The sequence below is a fragment of the Nonomuraea sp. NPDC003201 genome (assembly GCF_053590415.1).
Window position 1 is genome coordinate 42,616 of sequence record NZ_JBSFTC010000038.1, and the last position, 18,462, is coordinate 61,077.

Below are 18,462 nucleotides of genomic sequence, written 5' to 3' on the forward strand. Positions count from 1 at the left end.
TCATCACCTCGGCGCGGCCCCGTCCCGGGCCCGCGCGGAAGTTCCACAGGCTGAGCAATCGGCGTTCGGCATCACCGCACGCCGCTCCGCATGCAAGGCCGGTGGTGGGGTGACCTGAAGCGATGCGTTGATCGACAGTGGGGCCCATGCGCCGGTCAGATGCCCGACCGCCTCATGCGCGGCGATGGAGGCCTGAACGGCGATTTCCGTACTGATCGTCGCGCTGTTGAACGCGCTTCGGTAAGAGCTTGAGGATCGGTACGACAATATCGCCTCCGCGCCTGGCGATTGGCGAAGCCTGCCCAGTTCACAGGCGGGACAGGCGGTGCCGGCGCCATTCTTGAACGGCCCCACCGAGCGGACGTTCACCCGCAGGAGTGGCAGGTCCAGAAGGTTGCACGCGTGGGCCGCCCATTCGGCGATCACCCACAGCGGCTGGTCCGCGGTGAGAATGACGAGATCGGGACGGTCCAGCCTGCCGAGGATCTCGAACGCGTCGGTCGCGGATCTCAGCTGCGCCTCGATCCCGTCGAAGCGTGTAGTGGAGTTGAGGCTATGGACGATGCCGGACGTCGCGGTGACTTTGACGGTGCCGACATCTGATTCCCGGTAGAACGCCTGGCGAGCCAAGTTCGACGGTTCCACGCGATCGGGATCGACTCCGGTGATCCGGCCCACGCCGGAGGCCACAAGATGGCTGAGGATCCAACTGGTCATGCTGCCGAGGCCGAGGAAGACCACATGAGATTCCTGGACACGGCGCAGATAGTCGTACCGGTTCGTCTCCGCGGTTTCAAATTCCGCGAAATAGGCCAAGAGCCGATCAAAGCGCTCACGCACGGTCTGGGGCGGCAAAGCCGCTGACGGTACGGGACGCATGAGACATCCTTTGTCCAGCAATGTGGACAGCAGTTCCATCGCGTCGGTATCGCTGCCCGCGAAGTAGTCGGCTGCGAGTTCGCCGACGGTTGTGCCGGCCTGCAGTCGCTCCAGCGCGGACAGGAGAGGATGGCGGTCGCTCCGCAACAGGACCGGCTGGTGATTCTCCTGCATCAATGCAACGGACACGACCTCGCCCGTGCCCTTCTTTTCATAGCCGGGTGGCGTGGACATCGGTATGACATGTACGGATCTCTTCAACGCCACGTGAACGTCGGACGCTAGCTGCATGACACACCACTACCTTCCAGAATGCGGACGGCGTCGTATACGATCTCGCGGCCGGACATGGAGAGCAGGGATTCGTGAGCGCGCAGCGTTCGCGCCGCGTCAGACGCCTGCCCGAATAGCGTCCGTGCCTCCATCCGACATCGATCGGCGGTGTCAGCATCGCATTGGCCGACAAGTCGCTCGTAGAGGACACCGCAACGGACCAATACGACCAGTTGCTGAAAGAGGCCGGAGATCGGCCTGGGGTCCGCCCGGAGGGGCGTCTCCACCAGAGTGTCTGGATTTTGCGAACCCTGGCCGGTGAAGAACGGCTCCGCGACGGCCGCGGAGTTGCATCTGGTGTGCGTGCCCTCGTGGACCAGCGATTCCGCCAGGCGTAGATGGACGGGTAGCCCATCGGCCTCGCGCAGCCGCCGCTCGCCGACGAAAATCGCGCCGTGCGCAGCGAAGTCGGTAAAACCGACTATTCCTCGGCCGCCGACCATCACGATTTGTTTCACTCCTGTCCGGAGCTCCGCCGTCATCTCCGGCCACGCCCGATACAGCGCCCGCACGCTCCGGCGGATCACCTCCACCTGATCGTCACGCCAATCGACGACCTGAAGGGCCGACCGGGACTCCGACCGAAATCTATCAGGCAGATGTTCGGCCGCCCGGACCACACAGGCATTCAGGTAATCCTCGCCGGGCGGCAGGTCCACGTTCCATTCGGGCCCGATGGACACCATTCTTGAAGCACTCGTCCGGGCCTTCGAAACAGCCTCGAATGCGATGTCCCACACGGGCCGGCTCGGTTGGACGCGTGCTTCTGACACGGCCGAGAAAATGGCAGGGTGTCCGAGTGGGGAAATGTCCGACATCTCCGCCGGCAGGCTTTCAAGATCGGCATCCTTGTCGCCCTCACCGGCTGGGCCGTCCGGCTCGGCGAGTGGAATCCGTCGGCGGAGAAGTTGTTCGAGGTGCCTTTCGTCCCGGGCGAAGCCATGACTGTCCGGCCAGATCCGGCGCACGCTCCTACCTCCGTTTATGGAAGTTCGACGCGTGGAGCAGAAGTGCGTCACGCACTCCTGCTCCACGCATCATGAATCAGTACTCGACGTGCACCAGCAGCGCGAACTCGGGAAGCAGTTCGTCGCTTACCTGCTCGACAACGAGATCGTCACTGGCGGCGGTCTCCTGGATTGCGGTGGGCGGTGTCATGCGCACTCCTTTCTCGTCGCGGTAGTAATTCGAATTTAGGAGGCTCGGGTGTGGGGCCGGTGTGGTGGCGATCTCTTCCGCCTGTTCCATGTCGCGGATCGGCCGTGCGCACCCCATTGCGCCACGGGGGATCTTGGGAAAGGTTCCCGCCGCGGCCTGGCTCATCGCGACCGTGGATTCCTGGGAATCCCAGGTCACGGGTTCACACCGAGCTCCTTGAAGATCTGTTCGGCGGTGGCCAGATGATGGTCGGCGGTGGCGGTGTCGCCCAGGTCCGTGTGGGCCTCGCCGAGGTCCTTGTGGGTCTCGGCGAGCCCTCTGCGATCGCCGATGTCGGATCGGATGCGCAGCGCCATGGCGAAATGCGCGAGCGCCTCCTCCTCCCGTCCGAGCTTGTGGAAGAGGCAGGCCAGGTCATTGGTCACCTGGCCCTCGCCTCTTGCGTCGCCGGTCTCCCGATGGATGGCCAGAGCGCGCAGGAGGTACCCGAGCGCGGATTCGCGCCGGCCGAGCTTCGTCACGATCAGGCCGATATTGTTCAGGGCGCGAGCTTCGCCCCTGCGGCTGCCCGTGGATCGGCGCAGGGCGAGCGCCTTCCGGTAGAGTCCCAGCGCCTCGGCGTAGCGGCCGCGTTTCTCGGCCACAACACCCAGGTTGTTGAGCGTGTTGGCCTCGCCGTGAAGGTCGTTCGTACGCCGGTGGATGGCCAGCGCGTCCTCGTAGTGGGCGACGGCCTCCTCAAGGTGGCCCAAGTGCCGCAGCACGATGCCGAGCAGGTTCAGCGTCCGTCCCACGGCATCATCGTCGCCCGTTTCCTCAAGGATGCGCCGTGCCTCGCCCAGCTCGGTGAGGGCTTCGCCATACCGGCCGAGCAGCCAGCAAACGGCGCCGACGCTGCGCAGCGCGGTGCCCATCCCGTGCAAGTCTCCGAGGCGCCGGTAGATCTCCAACGCTCTGCGGTGCTCGGCCAGGGCTTCAGGGTAGCGGCCCAGGTGCTCCAGGGCTTCGCCGAGATTGTTGTGGGCCACAGCGGCCTCCAGCCGCCTGCCGGCCCGCTCGGCGGCGGTCGTGGCCAGGGTGTGCAGCTCCGAGGTGCCGGTCAGGCAGTGACGTAATCGCAGCAGCGGGGCCAGTGCCGTGGGTAGGCTCCAGGCAGCATCCAGGTCGCGTTCGGCGGCGTGACGAGTGGCGGCCAACACGTTTTCGTACTCATCCTGCAGCATGAGCGGGTCGTCGATGGTGTGGTACCACTCCAGCAACCGACGCACGGTTTCCTCGCGGACCGCCTCGTCGTCCTCGATCTCGGCTCGGTGGCGAGCATAGTCGAGAAGGAGATCATGGACGTGGTAGCGCTCCTCGGACAGCCCGCTGCGGCGGGCGTGAATCAGGCTCCCGGTCCGTAGCGCGTCCAGGTGGGAGCGAGCCTGGGCAGGAGAGACGTCGAGCATCGCGGCCAGTGCCTGGGCGGTGCAGCCGCCGCCACCGGGGATCAGGCCCAGGCGGCGGAAGGCGATCCGGTCGGCCTCGGCCAGAGCCTGGTAGGACAGATCGAAAGCGGCTCGGACGGCCATGGACGGGGTATCGGCGAGGCGCAGCGCACTCAGTCTCCCGCGGTCAGAGAGGTCGGCCACGTACGTGGCGATCCGGCGATGGGGGTGGCCGCCCAGGTGGGCGGCGGCGATCCGTAGGGCAAGCGGCAGGTGTCCGCACTGGCGGGCGAGTTCCGCCACGGCGACCGGCTCGTTCTCGGAGCGGCGCCCGATGACAGCGGACAGCAGAGCGACCGCTTCAGGGGTGGTCATGATCTCAAGGTCGATGGGGCGCGTCACGTTGTGCAAGGCCAGGCCTGACATGAGGCACCGGCTGGTGACCAGCGCCAGGCACCCCTCGGTGCTTGGCAGCAGCGGCAGGACCTGGGCGGAGTTGGCCGCGTTGTCCAGCAGCACCAGCACCCGTCGGCCGGTCAGCAACCGCCGATAGGCGGCGGCCAGTTCGGCTTCCCTCGTGGGGACCTGTTCCGGGGGCATGCCCAGGGCACGGACGAACCGATCCAGCGCCTCCCGGGAGGTGATCGCCTCGTGCGGCCGGTGTCCACGCAGGTCGATGAAGAGCTGCCCGTCGGGGAAGCGCTCGGCCATCCGGTGAGCCCAGTGCACCGCGAAGGCGGATTTGCCGACGCCGGGCATGCCGCTGACTACGGCCACCGCCGCCAGGCTGGTCTCGGCCAGTTCGGTAAGTTCTCGCAGAGCGGTACCCCGCCCGGTGAAGTTGACCAGGTCGGGCGGAAGCTGCTGCGGTACGGGCGGATCGGCACACTTCTGACGAGCCTCTTCCCGCTGGAGGATCCTGGTCTGCAAGCGGCGCAGCTCCGGTCCGGGATCCAGGCCGAGTTCCTCGGCGAACACCCTGCGCGCTTCGTCGTAGGCGGCCAGCGCCTCCCTGGGCTGCCCCGAGCGGTCAAGGGCGTCGATCAGCCTGCTCCATAGGGACTCGCGCAGCGGGTGTTCCGCCAGCATCCCGCGAAGATCTCCGGCGACGATGGCGTGCCGGCCGAGCTTGGCCAGCGTGTCGGCGTACTCCTCGAAGACGACCAGTCGAAGTCCGTCGAGCCGGATCCGCTCTGCCGCGACCAGCGATGACTCGGGCACGTCCGCGAGCGCTCCTGCCCGCCACAGGCCCAGGGCCTCCTGGAGGCGTTGGACGGCCTGCTCCAGGTCGCCGGCCTGCGCCAGTTCCCGTGCCTGGACGGCAAACTGCTCGAAGGTCCAGGCGTCCAGCGTGGCGTCCTCGAGCCCCAGTCGATAGCCGCCCGGCTCCCGGACCAGCCGGGTGACGCCCTTCGCGCGCAGCCGAGAAATCAGCGAGTGCAGGGTGCTTTCCACACTCGGCGGCGGTACCGTCCCCCACAGCTCGTCGACCAGGCGTTCGACGGGAACGGTTCGTCCCGCCTTGATCAGCAGGATCGCCAGTAGCGCACGCTGCTTCGGCGCGGTCAGCGGCACCTGGAGGCCCTCGCGCCAGAGTTCCAGAGCCCCGAGGATGCGGAATTCCACGCTGCCCCCTTGAGCGCGCAAGCCCCACGCAAGTCTGGCATGGCAGTCTAGATCAACATTGGCGCCGTCCAATAACACGGATTCGGCCTGTCCTAGTTCAGGAGGTGCCCGTGCCCTTGACGCCCCGCGGACCCCAGCTCGGTCTGCTCGGCCCACTCCAGGTCGTGAGCGGCGCAGGTGTGATCTCGATTCCCGCGCCCAAGCACCGTGCCGTCCTCGCCGTCCTCGCGATCAACTTCGGCCGTCCGGTCCCGGCCGACCGGATCATCGAGGAGCTCTGGCAGGGCTCCGAACCCAAGTTCGCTCGTAAGACGCTGCAGGGATACATCTGGCGGTTGCGCCGTGTCCTCGGCGAATACCTGATCACCCAAGGGGGTGGCTACGAACTGCGCGAAACCCCGCATGCGACTGACGCCGCCCGCTTTGAGCGGCTGCTCGCCGACGGTCAGACGGCACTTCGAGCCCATGACCCGGAGCTGGCCCACAAGCGGCTGGGTGCCGCACTGTCTCTCTGGCGCGGACCCGCGCTCGTCGATGTGCCTGCGGGCCCACTGGTCCAGGCGCATGCCAACCGGCTGGAGGAGGCGCGTCTACTCGCCGTCCAGGCCACGCTTGAGGCCGATGTCGAACTCGGCCGGCAGACGGTGGTGATCCCCGTGCTCCGCGAACTCACTGCCGCCCACCCTCTGCGGGAACCGCTGCATGCGCTGCTCATGCTCGCCCTGTACCGGTCGGGACGCCAGGTTGAGGCCTTGTCCGTGTACGCCGGCCTACGGGCAACGCTGATCAACGAGCTGGGCCTGGAGCCGGGCAGGGCTGTACAGGAACTCCATCGGAGAATCCTCGCAGCTGATCCTGCCCTCGACTCCGCGGTTCAGTGGCCCGTCACCAATCTCCAGCGGTGAGAGTGCGCACCCACCGGCGCCCCGCCTGCTTCGTCCGCTTCAGCTCCGGTGATGGCGCGTCGCTGATCTCCCCGTCGTGCTGCCGTCGGCGCAGCCACCCCGGCACGAGCCCGCACCATCGATGACGCGCGTGGCGGGTGAATCCTCTGGCGGGTCCGGCGCCTCTCATATGCGTTCCGTCATCGACGAAGGAGAGGTTGTCGTGATCGTAGCTGTGGGAGTCGCGGTCGCCGTCGTACTCATCTGCACCTGTAGCGTGGTCGTGCTGCGGCGGAGGAGGCGTACGCGTGGCTGAGACGACGACCTGGCCGGACGAGGCGGTGATCGCGGCGGCCCGCGACGGCGACGCCGAGTCGATCGCCGCGCTGGTGTCGGGCGCGCACCCGCACGTGCGGCGCTTCGCCCGCCACCTGTGCGCCACGCCGGAGGATGCCGAGGACGCGGCGCAGGAGGCGTTGATCGTCCTCTATCGCAAGATCGGTACGCTGCGCGCCACCGGCGCCCTGGTGTCGTGGATGTTCCGGATCATCCGCAACGAATGCGTACGCCGGGCAGGCTGGCAGCTGCGGCCACCGCCTCCCCTTCACGGCGCCGCCATGCGGTCCGCGGAGGAAGAGGTGTTCGAGCGGCTGGAGGCGGCGCGGGTGGCGGCGGCCATCGCGGCGCTGCCGGCCGACCAGCGGCAGGTGCTGATCATGCGGGACGTCCAGGGCCTCAGCGGCCGGATGACCGCCGACGCGCTGGGCCTGAGCGTGGCGGCGATGAAGTCGCGCCTGCACCGCGCCCGCGCGGCCGTGCGGGACCGGCTGGGCGAGGGGGTGTGCGATGACTGACGGACACGAGTTCGCCAGCGCGTCGCTGCCTCGGCATCTGGCGCGTGGCGTGGTGGGGTTCGGGGCGTTGATCGGCTCGGTCGCGCTGATCCCGGTGATCGGGCCGGTCAGCCTGGTGCTGGCGCCGGTGGCGCTCCTGGCCTTCCGCGGGTGCCCGACGTGCTGGCTGATCGGTCTGGCGCAGACCGTCTCGATGGGACGGTTACGGCGGTCGTGTACGGACGGCGTGTGCGAGCTGCACGTCGCCAAGAGGACGTAGCCGGCATCTCCGGGAGATCGGGGGAATCGCCCCGAGACGTCGGCAATGATCGATAGCGTGCCGGGATGAGTGATGCGTTTCCTCGGCACGTGCTCTGCGTGCTCGGCGCCGGGCTGGACCTGTCGGAGATAGAACGGACTGCGGCCGGCTTCGGCGGTTTCGTCCTCGACCGCGAATACTCCGAGGCCGAGCCCGACCCCCGGATGCCGGAGGCGTTCGAGGCCAGCATGGCGGCGGCCTCGTTCGACGAGGCGGACTGGGCCGCAGTGGAGTCCCATGACACCGTCGGCTACCTGCTGTCCGCGCCGATGATGCGGGAGCTGGCGTTCGACACCTCCCGGCGGCTGCTGGCGGTGACGGCCGCGCTGCTGCGGTCCGGAGCCACGGCGGTGAAGAACGAGAGCAGCGGGATCGCGCACGGCCGGGACCGCTGGCTCGCGCTGGCCGATCGCGCGGCCGAGGCCACGGACGAGGCCCTGGCCGACGCGCTGGTCAGCGCCTGGGTGCAGCGGCCGCTCCACGACGGTCAGGTGCTCTACAGCTGCGGCATGCACCTGCTCGGCGCGCCGGATGTGGAGATCGAGGTCGGTGCGGAGCTTCCGACGGAGGACAGGCTGGCGGAGCTCGTCGCGCACCTGGACACGCTCGCCATCTACCTGCTGACCGATCCCCGCGCGGAGGAGATCGAGGACGGCGCCGGGTTCCGGATGGCCGAGGACGCTCCGCGCTGGTTGCTGCGCACCGGCGCGTGCGACCGCTATGACGAGGACGATCTGTTCTTCAACCCGTACGGATACATCCGGCTGACTCACGCCTAGCTGGCTGCGTCCGAAACGTCCATGGTTCAGCCGATGGCCAGGCGGAAGCGGTCGCCGAGGTCGGCGAGGCGTTCGACGGGTTCGTTGGCGAACACGAGCCGCAGGTAGTGCCCACCGCTGGGACCCCAACCGTCCATGGGGGTGGCGGCGACCTTCGCCCGGTCGAACAGGCGCCGGGACAGCTCGGCGGGGGTCAGCTCCAGGGGCCTGGTGTCGATGAGAAGTGACCACCCGCCGTGCGGCCGGACGACCGGGTACGCGGCGAGCCGGCGCAGGACCGTCTCGCAGCGCCGTTGCCACTCGGCGGTGGCGGCGGCGACGTCGGCATCGGCGTCGGGCGCGTCCAGCGCGGCGGCCACGGCGTCCTGTGCCAGGCCGACCTGGCAGACGACGTTGGTCAGGCCCACCAGGCGGATGTCGGCGACGATGTCGGCGGGGCCGGTCACCCAGCCGACGCGCCAGCCGATGAGCCGCAGCTCCTTGGAGGCCGAACCGACGGTGATGGTGCGCCGTGCCAGGCCCTCGTGGGCCGCCGGGTGGCTGGGAGGGCGGCCGTCGAAGCGGATGCGTTCCATGGCCGCGTCGTAGATCAACCAGGCGTCGTGGCGTTCGCAGGCGTCGGCGAGGGCGGACCAGTGGCGCTCGTCCAGGACGAGGCCGGTCGGCATCGCCGGCCCCATCATCAGGACCGCCGCCGTGTCGGGTCCGACGGCGTCGGCGAGCCGTTCGGCGTCGACGGTCCAGCCGTCCGCGGTGGGCTGAGCGGGGACGAAGCGGGGGATGCCGCCCGCGAGCCGGACCCGATTGACCAGGCCGGCGTAGATGGGGTCGCACAGCACGACCTCCTGCCCGGGCTCGACGGTCGCCAGCAGCGTGTTGAGGATGCCGTTGAGCCCGCCGGCCACGCTGACGCACTCGGTGTCGGCGTCGTAGACGTGCCCGGAGATGCGCCCGACGTGCGCCGCGGCGGCCGCGCGAAGCGAGCGGCGCCCCTGGAACGGCAGATAGCTGTTGGCCGCGTCGTCGTCGACGGCGGCATGCGTGGCGGCGACGGCGACGGCGGGCGGCCGCAGGTCGGTGTCGAGGTTCTCCAGCCGCAGGAACTCCGGGTCGCCCACGGCGTCGGCCGCGTCGCCGACGGCGTCCACGCCGATGCCCGGGATGTCGCGCAGCCGCGTCACCGTCATGCCGCCTCCTTTATATTGGTACGTTCATACCACTATGCTGATACGCATGGAGCTCGCGCAAGTGGTGGGGACGAACGTGCACCGGCTGCGTACGGCGGCCGGGATATCGCTGGCCGACCTGGCGTCCGCCGGCGGCATCAGCAAGACCACCCTGCACGGCATCGAGCAGGGCCAGGGCAACCCGACCCTGAGCACCCTGTGGGCCCTGGCCACCGCGCTGAAGGCGTCCCTCGGCGAGCTGCTGGAAGCGCCCGCCACGACGGTCGAGGTGGTACGCGCCGACGACAGGCGGCCGCGGGTCGAGGGCGACGCGGTCAGCGCGCGTCTCCTGCACCGCATCAGGGTGCGCGGCACCGTGGAGGTCTACGAGATCGCCATCGCCGAGAGTGCCCAGCACTCCGACGCCCACCTGCCCGGCGTCGAGGAGTGCCTCGTGCTCACCCACGGACGCGTCACCACCGGACCCGCCGATTCCCCCACCGACCTGGCCGAAGGCGATTCCATCCGGTTCGACGCCGCTCACCCGCACCTGTACCGAGGCCACACCCCGGACAATCGTGCTGTGCTTCTCATGGTCCACCCGGAGGGCTGACCCGTCATGACCGTCCCCGATGTGTCCGAACTGCGCACGAGCGGCTGTTCGAGGACATCAGGGGCAGATCTTCCGGTACGGCAAGCCGGGCAGATACTCCTGCCACTCCGCGCGCGTCAGCGAGCGCCCGGCCCGGGTGCAGACGGCCGCGGCCGTGCGCTCCGGATCGACGGAGACCGCGCGCAGCACACCCGCCTCGTCGATGGTACGGAGCACCGCGCCACCGGCTCCGAACCCGGCCGCCATCAGCGGCTCGTCCGCCCCTGCGATCGACGTCCCGAGCTTGCGAGGCGTGATGGGGTCCCAGAGCTGGACCTCCCTCTCAGTGAGGGACGCGGTCACGCCGCCCGTACGGGAGAAGACCAGCTGGATGATCCCGGTGGCGTCGTCCGGATACGGACGCAACGTCGGACCACGCCTCTTACCCGTGCGCAGATCCCAGAACGCGAGCCTGCCCGACTGGCTGTAGGCGGCGAGGCTCGCCCCATCAGGACTGAAGGCGATGCTCCTCAAACCGCTGCTCAGCCCTCCTGGACCGAAGGCGGGGCCGACCGGCTGCCCTGAGGAGAGATCGATCAGGTGGTTGGCCGAGTCGCTCATCGGAGCGATGATCGTGCCGCCCGGCCGGAACACGATGCCCACCAGGTAGTTCGTGTCGATGGGCCGCAACCACTTGTGATGCGGCACGTCCCAGACGAAAAGCCGGTTTCGGGATGCGCCGCTGGTATCGGTGGCGGCGATCGCGACAAGCGTCCCGTGCTCGTTCACGGCCACGGCGTCCGCCATCCACTCACCCGGCAACTGGGCCCTGGTGACGCGCGACGGCTGCGCGGTGTCCCACATCTCCAGCGGCTTCCCCATGCCGCTGAAGGCCGCCAGCAGCCGCCCGTCTCCGCTGAACGCGAAGCCCAGGGTGCCGTCCCCGATCCTTATCTTCAGGGGCGATCCCAGCGGGCGGAGCTTCTCCGCGTCCCAGAGCACGAGCTGCTTCGCCTCGTACTGGTGCGTGGCGAGGAACCGTCCATCAGGGCTGAACACGGCGGACTCAGGGGCGTGGCCGGGCAGCCGCGTGCGGTGGAGGACATCGGAGATGTCCAGGCTCACCACGGTCTCGTCGGTCAGGTAACGCAGGGTCGTGCCGTCGAAGCCCACGCTCTCGGGTGCGCTCCGGTAGGAGAGCACGGTGTTCCCGTCCGAGACCCGGACAAGCTCAAGGTTGTTGTTCTTCCTGACCACGAGGTAGCGGCCGTCCGGGCTGAACCACATTCTGGTGCCGCCGTAGCCGTTCCCCCCGAGCGCCGGCTGGCCGGCGAGGTCGCGTCCCGTGTGTGCGTCGACGAGGGAGACCCCTGAATCGGTGGCGCAGGCGATGGTCCGTCCGTCCGGGCTGATGGCAGCCGTCCACACCTTCTTGGCGCAGCCACCCGAGCGGGGCCATGGTGCCACCGGTTTCCCGCTCGGCAGCCTCAGCAGGCTGAACCGGCCCATGACACCCCCGTTCACGACCAGGTCGTTGGCCAGGGTGACGGAGGGTTCGAGCATGCCGTCCTCCGCCTCGATGTCCGCGCCGGTCCGCGTGTCCCAGAGGCTGCCGGCCTGGGATCCCAGCACGTTGACGTACCGGTCGCCGGTCTGGAACTTGACCCCGTTGAAGTTTTCCGGCATATCGATCCTGCGTCCGGCTCCGGTCTGCCTGCCGGTGCTCGTGTCCCAGACATGGATCTCATCGCCCGCCGCCACGGCCAGCATCCGGCCGCTCGGGCTGAGGCCGGCGCCCAGGAACTTCTCCCCGCCGATCTTCAGGTCGTCCCAGCCGCCGGTCTTCTTCCCGGTCCGCAGGTCGTAGATCCGCACCCCCTGCGGGGACACGCTGACGAACGTGCGCCCGTCCCTGGTGATCTGCCGTACGGTCTCCGCGCCCGAGTCCGGGTCGGAGAACGCCGCGCGCTCGCGCTGCGCCCAGGCGTTCTGCAGCGTCGCCCGCGTCGCGGTGACCGGGGCCAGCCGCCAGGCGGCGACGCTGAGCAGCATCGCCCGTACCGGGTCCGCCGTGCGCATCGCGTCGGCCTGTGCCGCCACCTTGCCCGCGACCGCCTCGTCCCGCTGCGCGGCGACGATCCTGCTCTGCTCCGAGATGACGAGGCTTTGCCGTACGGCGACGCCGCCGCCGATCAGGGCGAGGACGAGCAGGGCGGACAGGGTGACGGTGAGGAGACGGCGGCGCCGGATCCGGTGGCGGGTGGCGGCGTTGCAGGCGTCGAGGAAGTCGCGTTCGAGCTTGCTGAGCGTGAGATGGCGGCGTCCGGTGGCGGCCCAGCGCAGGGCCGTCTCCAGGCGGCTGCCCTGGAATACGTCGCCTTCACGGCGCCCGTGGGTCTTCCAGTGGCGTGCGGTGGCGCGGATCAGGTCGTGCGTGGGCAGGCCCTCGCGCTCGTCGCCGACCCAGGACCGCAGCCGTGGCCAGGCCTGTAACAGGGCGGGCCGGGCCAGCGCGACGTCGTCGCCTCGAACGGCGATCACGTAGGAGAAGACCTCCAGGACCCGTTCGAGCGCGGCCCGCTCGTCCGGTGTCCTCGCCTCGAACAGCTCCTCATGCGACGCGGTGCGTACGGTCACCTCACCGGCGTCGGTGACGGCCACCATGCGCAGGAACAGGTCGGGCACCAGGTCGCGTTCGCCGGGGCTGAGAAAGCCGTAGGCGTCCTCCGCAAGCGTGCCGAGGGCGGGATCGGCCGCGGCTCCCCGGCTGAGCAGCCCGGCCTCGGCGCTGCCGACGGTGAGCAGGTCGGCCTGGCCGCCCTGGAACCCGCTGATCAGGCCGAGCAACAGCTCGCGCGCGGTAGGCCGGGCGAGTGGGTCCTTGGCCAGCGCTGCCGAGACCAGCGGCCGCAGCGAAGGCGGCAACGCGGAGAGGTCGGGTTCGGCGGACAGGACGCGGTGCATGACCGCGCCCAGGCTCTCGGCCCGGAAGGGGTCGTCGCCGTTGGCGGCGTAGAGCACGATCGCACCCCAGGAGAACACGTCGGCGGGAGCACCGGCACGCTGGCCGGTGAACACCTCCGGCGCCATGTAGGTCGGGGTGCCGGCCACCAGACCGGTGGCGGTCAGCGACATCTCCAGGGTCCGCGCCACCCCGAAGTCGATGACGCGCGGACCGTCGGGGCCGAGCAGCACGTTGTCCGGTTTGAGGTCGCGGTGCACGACGCCGGCGTCATGGATCGCGGTCAGCGCCGTGGCCACCGCGGTGGCCAGGCGGTGCAGCTCGTCGCCGCTGAAGCGGCGCCCGTCGGCGACGGCCTGACGCAGGCTCGGCCCTTCGACGTAGTCGCTGACGATGTACGGCTTGGGCGCGTCCAGATCGACCGCCAGCACGCGTGCCGTGCAGAACGAGGCCACCCGCCGGGCCGCCGTGGCCTCCTTGCCGAAGCGCGACCGCAGATCCGGATCGCCGGCGGCGTCACCGTGCAGCACCTTGACGGCCACCCGGTCGCCCTGCGCGTCGTAAGCCTCGTAGACCACCCCCTGGCCCCCGGCACCCAGCCGCCCGGCCAGCCAGAAGTCCCCCAGCCGAAGAGGATCCCCAGGCAGCAGGGCCGACGCCATCTGATCACCCCGTCATCTCGGATCTTCTACGTCCTTAGATGCGGCCCCGGCGGCGGAAGTTGTCCTTCGTCGATCACCCGGCGGCGCCATGGTCGGGGAAGAGCCCCTGAAGGAGCGTGTAGCCCGGCATGCGTTCGGCCGGACGCACGCTCACCGTGAACATCTCCGGCTCGTCGAACACCGGCTCTCCGTTCGGGCGGCGTGCGTACGGGACGCGCCCGTAGTCCACGCCGTCGCTCTGGTCGAAGCTCATCCAGGTGATCGCCTCCTGCTCCCCTTCGAGCAGCGGGAGGTTGGAGACGGCCCGGCTGAAGACCTTGTCCGGCGTGATCACCCACACCTGGGGGACCGCGAAGATCCATCGCGTCGCGGCGATCTCCTGGGCCCTGGTGGCGGCTCGATTCTCGAAGTCCGTGGCCGACTGCTGATCGCGAAGGTAGTCGTAGTCGCTGAGCACGAGTTGGCGTTCACCCTGGAGCGCCACGATGGCCGGGCAGTCGCGGGCGAGGATGCTCTTCTCCAGCCGGCCGATCACGTCGAAGAGCAACGTGGCCGTCTCGTCGTTCATCACGTCCTCCGAACTTCGCAGTCCTCCACAGATCCTGCCATGACGCAATGGGATGGATCTCTCAGCGGAGGACGTCATCTTCAGGGGGACGGGTCTGCCCGGTGAGCAGCGATCGAGTGCGGGCCGGCGCCGACGGAGGCAGGTCGGCGAGGACATCGGCGAGCGAGACCCCGGCCAGGCTGCCGCGCCACAGCCGATGCGCCTCGGCCATCTTCACGGCGAGGATGCAGGCCTGCCGGCACTCCTCGGCCGGAAGCGCGCCGCGGCCCTGCCTGCGGATCTCGCGGCATTCGTACGGAGCGGAGGCTCCGTCCACCGCCTCCACGATCTGCAGCAACGTGATCTCCGCGGGCTCGCGCGCGAGCCGGAACCCGCCGCGCGGCCCTGTCGTCGCCGACAGCACGCCCGCCTTGACGAGCGACTGGAGCTGCTTGGCGAGGTAGGGCGCGGGCAGGTCGTAGTAGTCCGCCAGCTGGGCGGCCGATGCGGTGGTCCCCGGTTCGAGCTGCGCGCCGTCGCCGGCGCGACCGGCAACATCGGTTCCCTGACCGTGGCCGCCCTCGAACGGGACGGGCACGACGTCGTACGCATCAGCCGTTCGTCGGCCTGGACCTGCTCACCGGTGACGGGCTCGACGACGCCCTCGCCGGGGTCGAGGCCGTCATCGACGTCACCAACGGGCCGGAGGGGGATCGGGCCGAGACGGTGGCCTACTTCGCGGCGGCCACCCGTAACCTGCTCGCCGCCGAGGAGCGGCCCGGCGTGCGCCACCATGTGCTGCTGTCGATCGCCGGGGTGGGCCGGATCGACGGCAATGCGCACTACGCAGGCAAGCGGGAGCAGGAACGCCTGGTGGCCGAGGGCCCGGTGCCGTGGACGGTCGTACCGGCCACGCAGTTCTATGACTTCGCGGAGATGGTGGCCGGCTGGACCGAGCGGGACGGCGTGGCCACGGTCGCGCCGCTGCTCATGCAGCCGATCGCGCCCGCGGACGTGGCCGCCATCCTGGCCGAGATCGCGATGGGCGAGCCGCAGGGACGCTACGTGGACGTCGCGGGGCCCGAGCCGCAGGATCTCGTCGACATGGCCCGGCGTACGCATCGGGCGCGCGGCCGGGAGGTGAAGCTCGTGCCGACCTGGTCGGGCTTGTTCAGCCCGGAGATGGCCGGCAACGTGCTGCTGCCGGGCGAGGACGCCCGCATCGCGCCGACGACGTTCGACGACTGGCTCCAGGAGCAGAAGTGACCCGGGTCAGTGCTGGACGGCGCCTCGGGCCTTGTGCATCGGGAGCATGTCGAAGATGCTGATCACGCGCGTGATCCTGCCGTTCTCGACGGTGAAGTAGTCGATGCCGCGGAAGTCCTTCAGCAGCGGGGTGTCGGTGGTGTACACGGCCGCCGCGTTCGTGTCGTTGCCCAGGACGTCGATGACGGTGGCGCTGATCAGCGAGGTCGCGAACGGCTCGAGGAACCCGCGGTAGCCCTCCACCCCCTCGAACGTGCCGGTGGGGGCCTCGCACACGACGTCGTCGGCGAGGAGGCTCAGGGCCTTGTCGATGTCCTTGCTGGTCCACGCGCGGACGAAGTCGTCGGCGATCTGCTGGGCGAGCCCGTTCGTTCCGGTCACAGCACAGTTCCTTTCGGAGACGCCGCCCCCGGTGGGCGGCCCGTCTACCTGCATCTTCACGGGGATATATGTCAGGTAGCGTCATATACCTTTGAAGACGTGAGATCCGAGCGCCTGCTGTCGATCATGCTGCTGCTGCAGACCCACGGGCAGCTGCCGGCCGGTGACCTGGCCGAGCGCCTGGAGGTGTCGGTCCGCACCGTCATGCGCGACGTCGAGGCGCTGTCGTCGGCCGGCGTGCCCGTCTACACCGTGCGCGGCCCCCACGGCGGCATCGCGCTGCTGCCCGGCTACCGCACCAACGTCACCGGCATGACCGCCGACGAGGCCCGGGCCCTGTTCGTGCTGATGTCCGGCCACGCTCACACCGAGCTGGGCCTGGGGCAGGCCCTCGGCTCCGCGCTGCGCAAGCTGATGGCCGCCCTGCCCGCCCCGTACCGGCCCGACGCCGACCTGGCCAGCCGCCGCATCCTCATCGACCCCGTGCGCTGGCGCGGCGGTCCGGCGCGCTCGGCGACCGGCTCCGCCGTCGACCTGGCCGTGCTCCAGCAGGCCGTCTTCAACGACCGGCGGCTGCGCCTGCGCTACCGGCACGGCCGCGACAACCGCGTCCGCTCCTACACTCTCGATCCGTACGGCCTGGTCAACAAGGCCGGCGTCTGGTACCTGGTCGCCGACCACCGTGGCGAGCCCGCACTCTTCCGAGCCGACCGGGCCCTGTCAGCTGGCATCCTCGACGAGCCCGTACGCCGCCGCGACGGCCTCGAACTGGCCGACGTCTGGGACGGCCTGCGCCGCCACATCGACGAGATCCCCGCCCCGCTGCCCGTCACGGTCAGCGTCCACCGGGACATCCTGGCCAGGTTCCTGCGCATCCACGAAGCCGACCTGGCCGGCCCTCCTCCCGCGACCGACCAGCGAGCAGAGCGGGTGCACGTCGAACTGCACTTCCGCTCCCTGGCCGCGGCAGAGGTGCTCCTGGCCTTCGGCACCGACGCCGAAGTCCTCGCCCCGGCCGAGCTCCGCCGGACCCTGGCCCGCAAGGCGGCCGAAGCCGCCGCCCGCTACAACTGCGCATAACGGTGGAAACCGCTGGTACGCCAGACCGCTCCCGACGAGGTCACCGCGAACGCGGCGGTGGCGTAGGCGTCCACGGTGGTGGCGACCGCTCGTGGCCCTGCACACCGCCAGGCCGGTCCCCGAGACGACGGCGGCCAGCGCCCCGGGCCGCAGCGGGTCGGCGATGCCCACCCTCCACGGCCGGCCAGGCACGGCTCGGCCGCGACCAGGTCTCCTTCACGGTGATCCGCAAATCCTGCCGGCCGCTGACCACCGGACGACACGCCGCCGGCGCCGCCGATCCCCGGCACTGGGCCAACTGGCGGCGGGAGCCTCTCGCCTATGCCGGCGGGCTGCTGCCGAAGGGGCCGGGCCTGGCCGCGCCCCGCTGCTACGGCGTCATCGGCGACACCGTCTATCTTGCCGACGCCGGCGCCACCCCGGAAGCCCCGCACGTGGCCGCGCACCGGCTCGGCCGCTGACCACCCTCGGGTGCCATCTCACCGGCTACCTCGACGGACTGGCCGGCCGCTTCGACGCCGCCGACGTCGAGCTGGGCTACCGGGCGACGCTCGCACTGACCGGAGCCGGTCGCATCCACTGGATGGTGTCGCGCGGGATGAAGCCTCCCGCCGGCTATGTCGACTTCGTCACCGCCGAGGGCACCTCGCGCCTATGCCCGTAGTGCCCGTCGCGTCGTGCGGTCGACGGCGGGGGCCTGGACGTCAGGCCCGGTCTCGCCGCCGTACGTCGCGATCTTGTACTCGACGGCCGTCAGGGAAAGGGTCAGCTCACGGATCCGGCGGCGGATCGTGTCACGATGCTCGACCAACATGTCGAGCCGCTCGGGCACCGTATGCTCCCCGGCATCGACGAGCGAGACGTAGTCCTGCAGATCACGCATCGCCATCCCGGACAGCCGCATCCGGGTCAGGAACACCAGCCGCCGCACCGCGCCGGCGTCGTACACGCGATGACCGTTGCCGTCCCGGCCCACCACGACCAGCCCCGCCCGCTCGTAGTAACGCAACGTGTGCGGCGAGAGGCCGAGCAGATCGGCGACGTCGGCGATCGCCATCGGCTCGGGCACCTCGGCCAGATCGGTGAGGCGGTGGATCGCCTCGACCGACATCGCGCCGTCGTCGTCGCCGAGCGTCGCGAGCGCCCTGGTCATCAGATCGTCGGTGGCCATGACCACCAGCCTAAATCGGCCGGACCGATGCCGGGACATCCGGGAAGTCGGCGCTGCGGGCGGTCTCGGCCCACCGCTCGACCTCCTCCAGGCCACGCCGGTACGCCCCCGAGATCCGCTCCACCGCCTCACGCCCGAGCGGCAGCCGCAGCGGCACCTGCTCACCATGCGCGAGGGACACGATGATCTCGGCCGCCCGCACCGGATCGCCCTCCTGACGGCCGTCGGCGCCGGCCATGTCCGAACGGACGCTGGCCAGCACCTCACCGTAGGTCTGCGACGCCTCCACGAACTCCAGCACCTCACCCGCATGGAAATCGGTCCGGAACCGGCTCGGCTCCACGATCATCACCCGGATCCCGAACGGCGCGACCTCCCCCGCCAGCGCCTCGGACCA

Annotated in this window: 18 protein-coding genes and 1 pseudogene; 8 read left to right on the top strand and 11 right to left on the bottom strand. The window is 69.8% G+C overall.

Going from position 1 to position 18,462, the window contains the following annotated elements; translation table 11 throughout:
* Positions 1–3 precede the first annotated feature (3 nt).
* The 4 genes from ACWDX9_RS17125 to ACWDX9_RS17140 form a co-directional block, all read right to left on the bottom strand.
* Positions 4–1,113, bottom strand: a complete 1,110-nt coding sequence (locus tag ACWDX9_RS17125; protein ID WP_449954553.1) for a ThiF family adenylyltransferase — start codon at positions 1,111–1,113, stop codon at positions 4–6.
* A 47-nt stretch (positions 1,114–1,160) separates the two neighbouring features.
* The gene (locus tag ACWDX9_RS17130) at positions 1,161–2,180 is read right to left on the bottom strand and encodes an aKG-HExxH-type peptide beta-hydroxylase (RefSeq protein ID WP_449954555.1); all 1,020 of its coding nucleotides are present in this window, start codon (positions 2,178–2,180) and stop codon (positions 1,161–1,163) included.
* A gap of 76 nt (positions 2,181–2,256) precedes the next feature.
* Complete coding sequence (locus ACWDX9_RS17135) at positions 2,257–2,568, bottom strand: hypothetical protein (protein WP_449954557.1); 312 nt, start codon at positions 2,566–2,568, stop codon at positions 2,257–2,259.
* Positions 2,565–5,423, bottom strand: a complete 2,859-nt coding sequence (locus ACWDX9_RS17140) for a tetratricopeptide repeat protein (protein WP_449954560.1) — start codon at positions 5,421–5,423, stop codon at positions 2,565–2,567. Before ACWDX9_RS17140 ends, ACWDX9_RS17135 begins: the two co-directional genes overlap by 4 nt.
* A 164-nt stretch (positions 5,424–5,587) precedes the next feature.
* Here ACWDX9_RS17140 and ACWDX9_RS17145 point away from each other — a divergent pair, with 164 nt between their 5' ends.
* The 4 genes from ACWDX9_RS17145 (at position 5,588) to ACWDX9_RS17160 (ending at position 8,238) form a co-directional block, all read left to right on the top strand.
* Entirely contained in the window at positions 5,588–6,328 is a 741-nt protein-coding gene (locus tag ACWDX9_RS17145; RefSeq protein ID WP_449954563.1) for an AfsR/SARP family transcriptional regulator, read from the top strand.
* A gap of 287 nt (positions 6,329–6,615) precedes the next feature.
* The gene (locus tag ACWDX9_RS17150; protein ID WP_449954566.1) at positions 6,616–7,161 is read left to right on the top strand and encodes an RNA polymerase sigma factor; all 546 of its coding nucleotides are present in this window, start codon (positions 6,616–6,618) and stop codon (positions 7,159–7,161) included.
* Positions 7,154–7,420: a hypothetical protein gene (locus tag ACWDX9_RS17155; RefSeq protein WP_350724289.1), complete on the top strand. Its 267-nt coding sequence runs from the start codon at positions 7,154–7,156 to the stop codon at positions 7,418–7,420. Before ACWDX9_RS17150 ends, ACWDX9_RS17155 begins: the two co-directional genes overlap by 8 nt.
* Positions 7,421–7,485: 65 nt before the next feature.
* Positions 7,486–8,238 (top strand): hypothetical protein, encoded by a 753-nt coding sequence (locus ACWDX9_RS17160; RefSeq protein ID WP_449954569.1) that lies wholly within the window; start codon positions 7,486–7,488, stop codon positions 8,236–8,238.
* 26 nt (positions 8,239–8,264) lie between these two features.
* Here the strand turns inward: ACWDX9_RS17160 and ACWDX9_RS17165 are convergent, their stop codons facing one another.
* Positions 8,265–9,425 carry a pyridoxal phosphate-dependent aminotransferase gene (locus tag ACWDX9_RS17165; RefSeq protein ID WP_449954571.1) on the bottom strand — a complete coding sequence of 387 codons (1,161 nt, stop codon included), beginning with the start codon at positions 9,423–9,425 and terminating at the stop codon, positions 8,265–8,267.
* Positions 9,426–9,471: 46 nt separating this feature from the next.
* On the opposite strand from ACWDX9_RS17165, the gene ACWDX9_RS17170 reads away from it, so the two are divergent.
* Positions 9,472–10,017: a helix-turn-helix domain-containing protein gene (locus ACWDX9_RS17170; protein ID WP_449954574.1), complete on the top strand. Its 546-nt coding sequence runs from the start codon at positions 9,472–9,474 to the stop codon at positions 10,015–10,017.
* A 57-nt stretch (positions 10,018–10,074) separates the two neighbouring features.
* Here ACWDX9_RS17170 and ACWDX9_RS17175 read toward each other — a convergent pair whose 3' ends face one another.
* The 3 genes from ACWDX9_RS17175 to ACWDX9_RS17185 form a co-directional block, all read right to left on the bottom strand.
* On the bottom strand, positions 10,075–13,620 hold the full coding sequence (locus ACWDX9_RS17175; RefSeq protein WP_449954577.1) for a WD40 repeat domain-containing serine/threonine protein kinase: 3,546 nt from the start codon (positions 13,618–13,620) through the stop codon (positions 10,075–10,077).
* 73 nt (positions 13,621–13,693) lie between these two features.
* On the bottom strand, positions 13,694–14,188 hold the full coding sequence (locus tag ACWDX9_RS17180; RefSeq protein WP_350724303.1) for a hypothetical protein: 495 nt from the start codon (positions 14,186–14,188) through the stop codon (positions 13,694–13,696).
* Between the two features lie 61 nt (positions 14,189–14,249).
* Complete coding sequence (locus tag ACWDX9_RS17185; RefSeq protein WP_449954580.1) at positions 14,250–14,765, bottom strand: RrF2 family transcriptional regulator; 516 nt, start codon at positions 14,763–14,765, stop codon at positions 14,250–14,252.
* On the opposite strand from ACWDX9_RS17185, the gene ACWDX9_RS17190 reads away from it, so the two are divergent.
* Entirely contained in the window at positions 14,672–15,433 is a 762-nt protein-coding gene (locus ACWDX9_RS17190; RefSeq protein ID WP_449954582.1) for an SDR family oxidoreductase, read from the top strand. The two genes, ACWDX9_RS17185 and ACWDX9_RS17190, sit on opposite strands and share 94 nt — an antisense overlap.
* A gap of 6 nt (positions 15,434–15,439) precedes the next feature.
* On the opposite strand, the gene ACWDX9_RS17195 is transcribed toward ACWDX9_RS17190, so the two are convergent.
* Positions 15,440–15,814, bottom strand: coding sequence for a nuclear transport factor 2 family protein (locus ACWDX9_RS17195; RefSeq protein WP_449954584.1), 375 nt, complete (start codon positions 15,812–15,814; stop codon positions 15,440–15,442).
* Between the two features lie 99 nt (positions 15,815–15,913).
* On the opposite strand from ACWDX9_RS17195, the gene ACWDX9_RS17200 reads away from it, so the two are divergent.
* Both ACWDX9_RS17200 and ACWDX9_RS17205 read left to right on the top strand, forming a co-directional pair.
* Positions 15,914–16,894, top strand: a complete 981-nt coding sequence (locus tag ACWDX9_RS17200; RefSeq protein WP_449954587.1) for a helix-turn-helix transcriptional regulator — start codon at positions 15,914–15,916, stop codon at positions 16,892–16,894.
* Between the two features lie 221 nt (positions 16,895–17,115).
* Entirely contained in the window at positions 17,116–17,355 is a 240-nt protein-coding gene (locus tag ACWDX9_RS17205; RefSeq protein ID WP_449954590.1) for a hypothetical protein, read from the top strand.
* A gap of 191 nt (positions 17,356–17,546) precedes the next feature.
* Here the strand turns inward: ACWDX9_RS17205 and ACWDX9_RS17210 are convergent, their stop codons facing one another.
* Together ACWDX9_RS17210 and ACWDX9_RS17215 are read right to left on the bottom strand one after the other, a co-directional pair.
* The gene (locus ACWDX9_RS17210; RefSeq protein ID WP_449954593.1) at positions 17,547–18,065 is read right to left on the bottom strand and encodes a MerR family transcriptional regulator; all 519 of its coding nucleotides are present in this window, start codon (positions 18,063–18,065) and stop codon (positions 17,547–17,549) included.
* Between the two features lie 10 nt (positions 18,066–18,075).
* Positions 18,076–18,462: pseudogene (locus ACWDX9_RS17215) on the bottom strand (hypothetical protein); the annotation flags it as partial.

What these genes read in the sequence shown, in the direction of transcription:
- ACWDX9_RS17160 (WP_449954569.1), top strand. Translation starts at nt 7,486, where the DNA reads ATGAGTGATGCGTTTCCTCGGCACGTGCTCTGCGTGCTCGGCGCCGGG.
- ACWDX9_RS17125 (WP_449954553.1), bottom strand. Translation starts at nt 1,113, where the DNA reads ATGTCCACGCCACCCGGCTATGAAAAGAAGGGCACGGGCGAGGTCGTG.
- ACWDX9_RS17175 (WP_449954577.1), bottom strand. Translation starts at nt 13,620, where the DNA reads ATGGCGTCGGCCCTGCTGCCTGGGGATCCTCTTCGGCTGGGGGACTTC.
- ACWDX9_RS17155 (WP_350724289.1), top strand. Translation starts at nt 7,154, where the DNA reads ATGACTGACGGACACGAGTTCGCCAGCGCGTCGCTGCCTCGGCATCTG.
- ACWDX9_RS17210 (WP_449954593.1), bottom strand. Translation starts at nt 18,065, where the DNA reads ATGGCCACCGACGATCTGATGACCAGGGCGCTCGCGACGCTCGGCGAC.
- ACWDX9_RS17165 (WP_449954571.1), bottom strand. Translation starts at nt 9,425, where the DNA reads ATGACGGTGACGCGGCTGCGCGACATCCCGGGCATCGGCGTGGACGCC.
- ACWDX9_RS17180 (WP_350724303.1), bottom strand. Translation starts at nt 14,188, where the DNA reads ATGAACGACGAGACGGCCACGTTGCTCTTCGACGTGATCGGCCGGCTG.
- ACWDX9_RS17190 (WP_449954582.1), top strand. Translation starts at nt 14,672, where the DNA reads ATGCGGTGGTCCCCGGTTCGAGCTGCGCGCCGTCGCCGGCGCGACCGG.
- ACWDX9_RS17170 (WP_449954574.1), top strand. Translation starts at nt 9,472, where the DNA reads ATGGAGCTCGCGCAAGTGGTGGGGACGAACGTGCACCGGCTGCGTACG.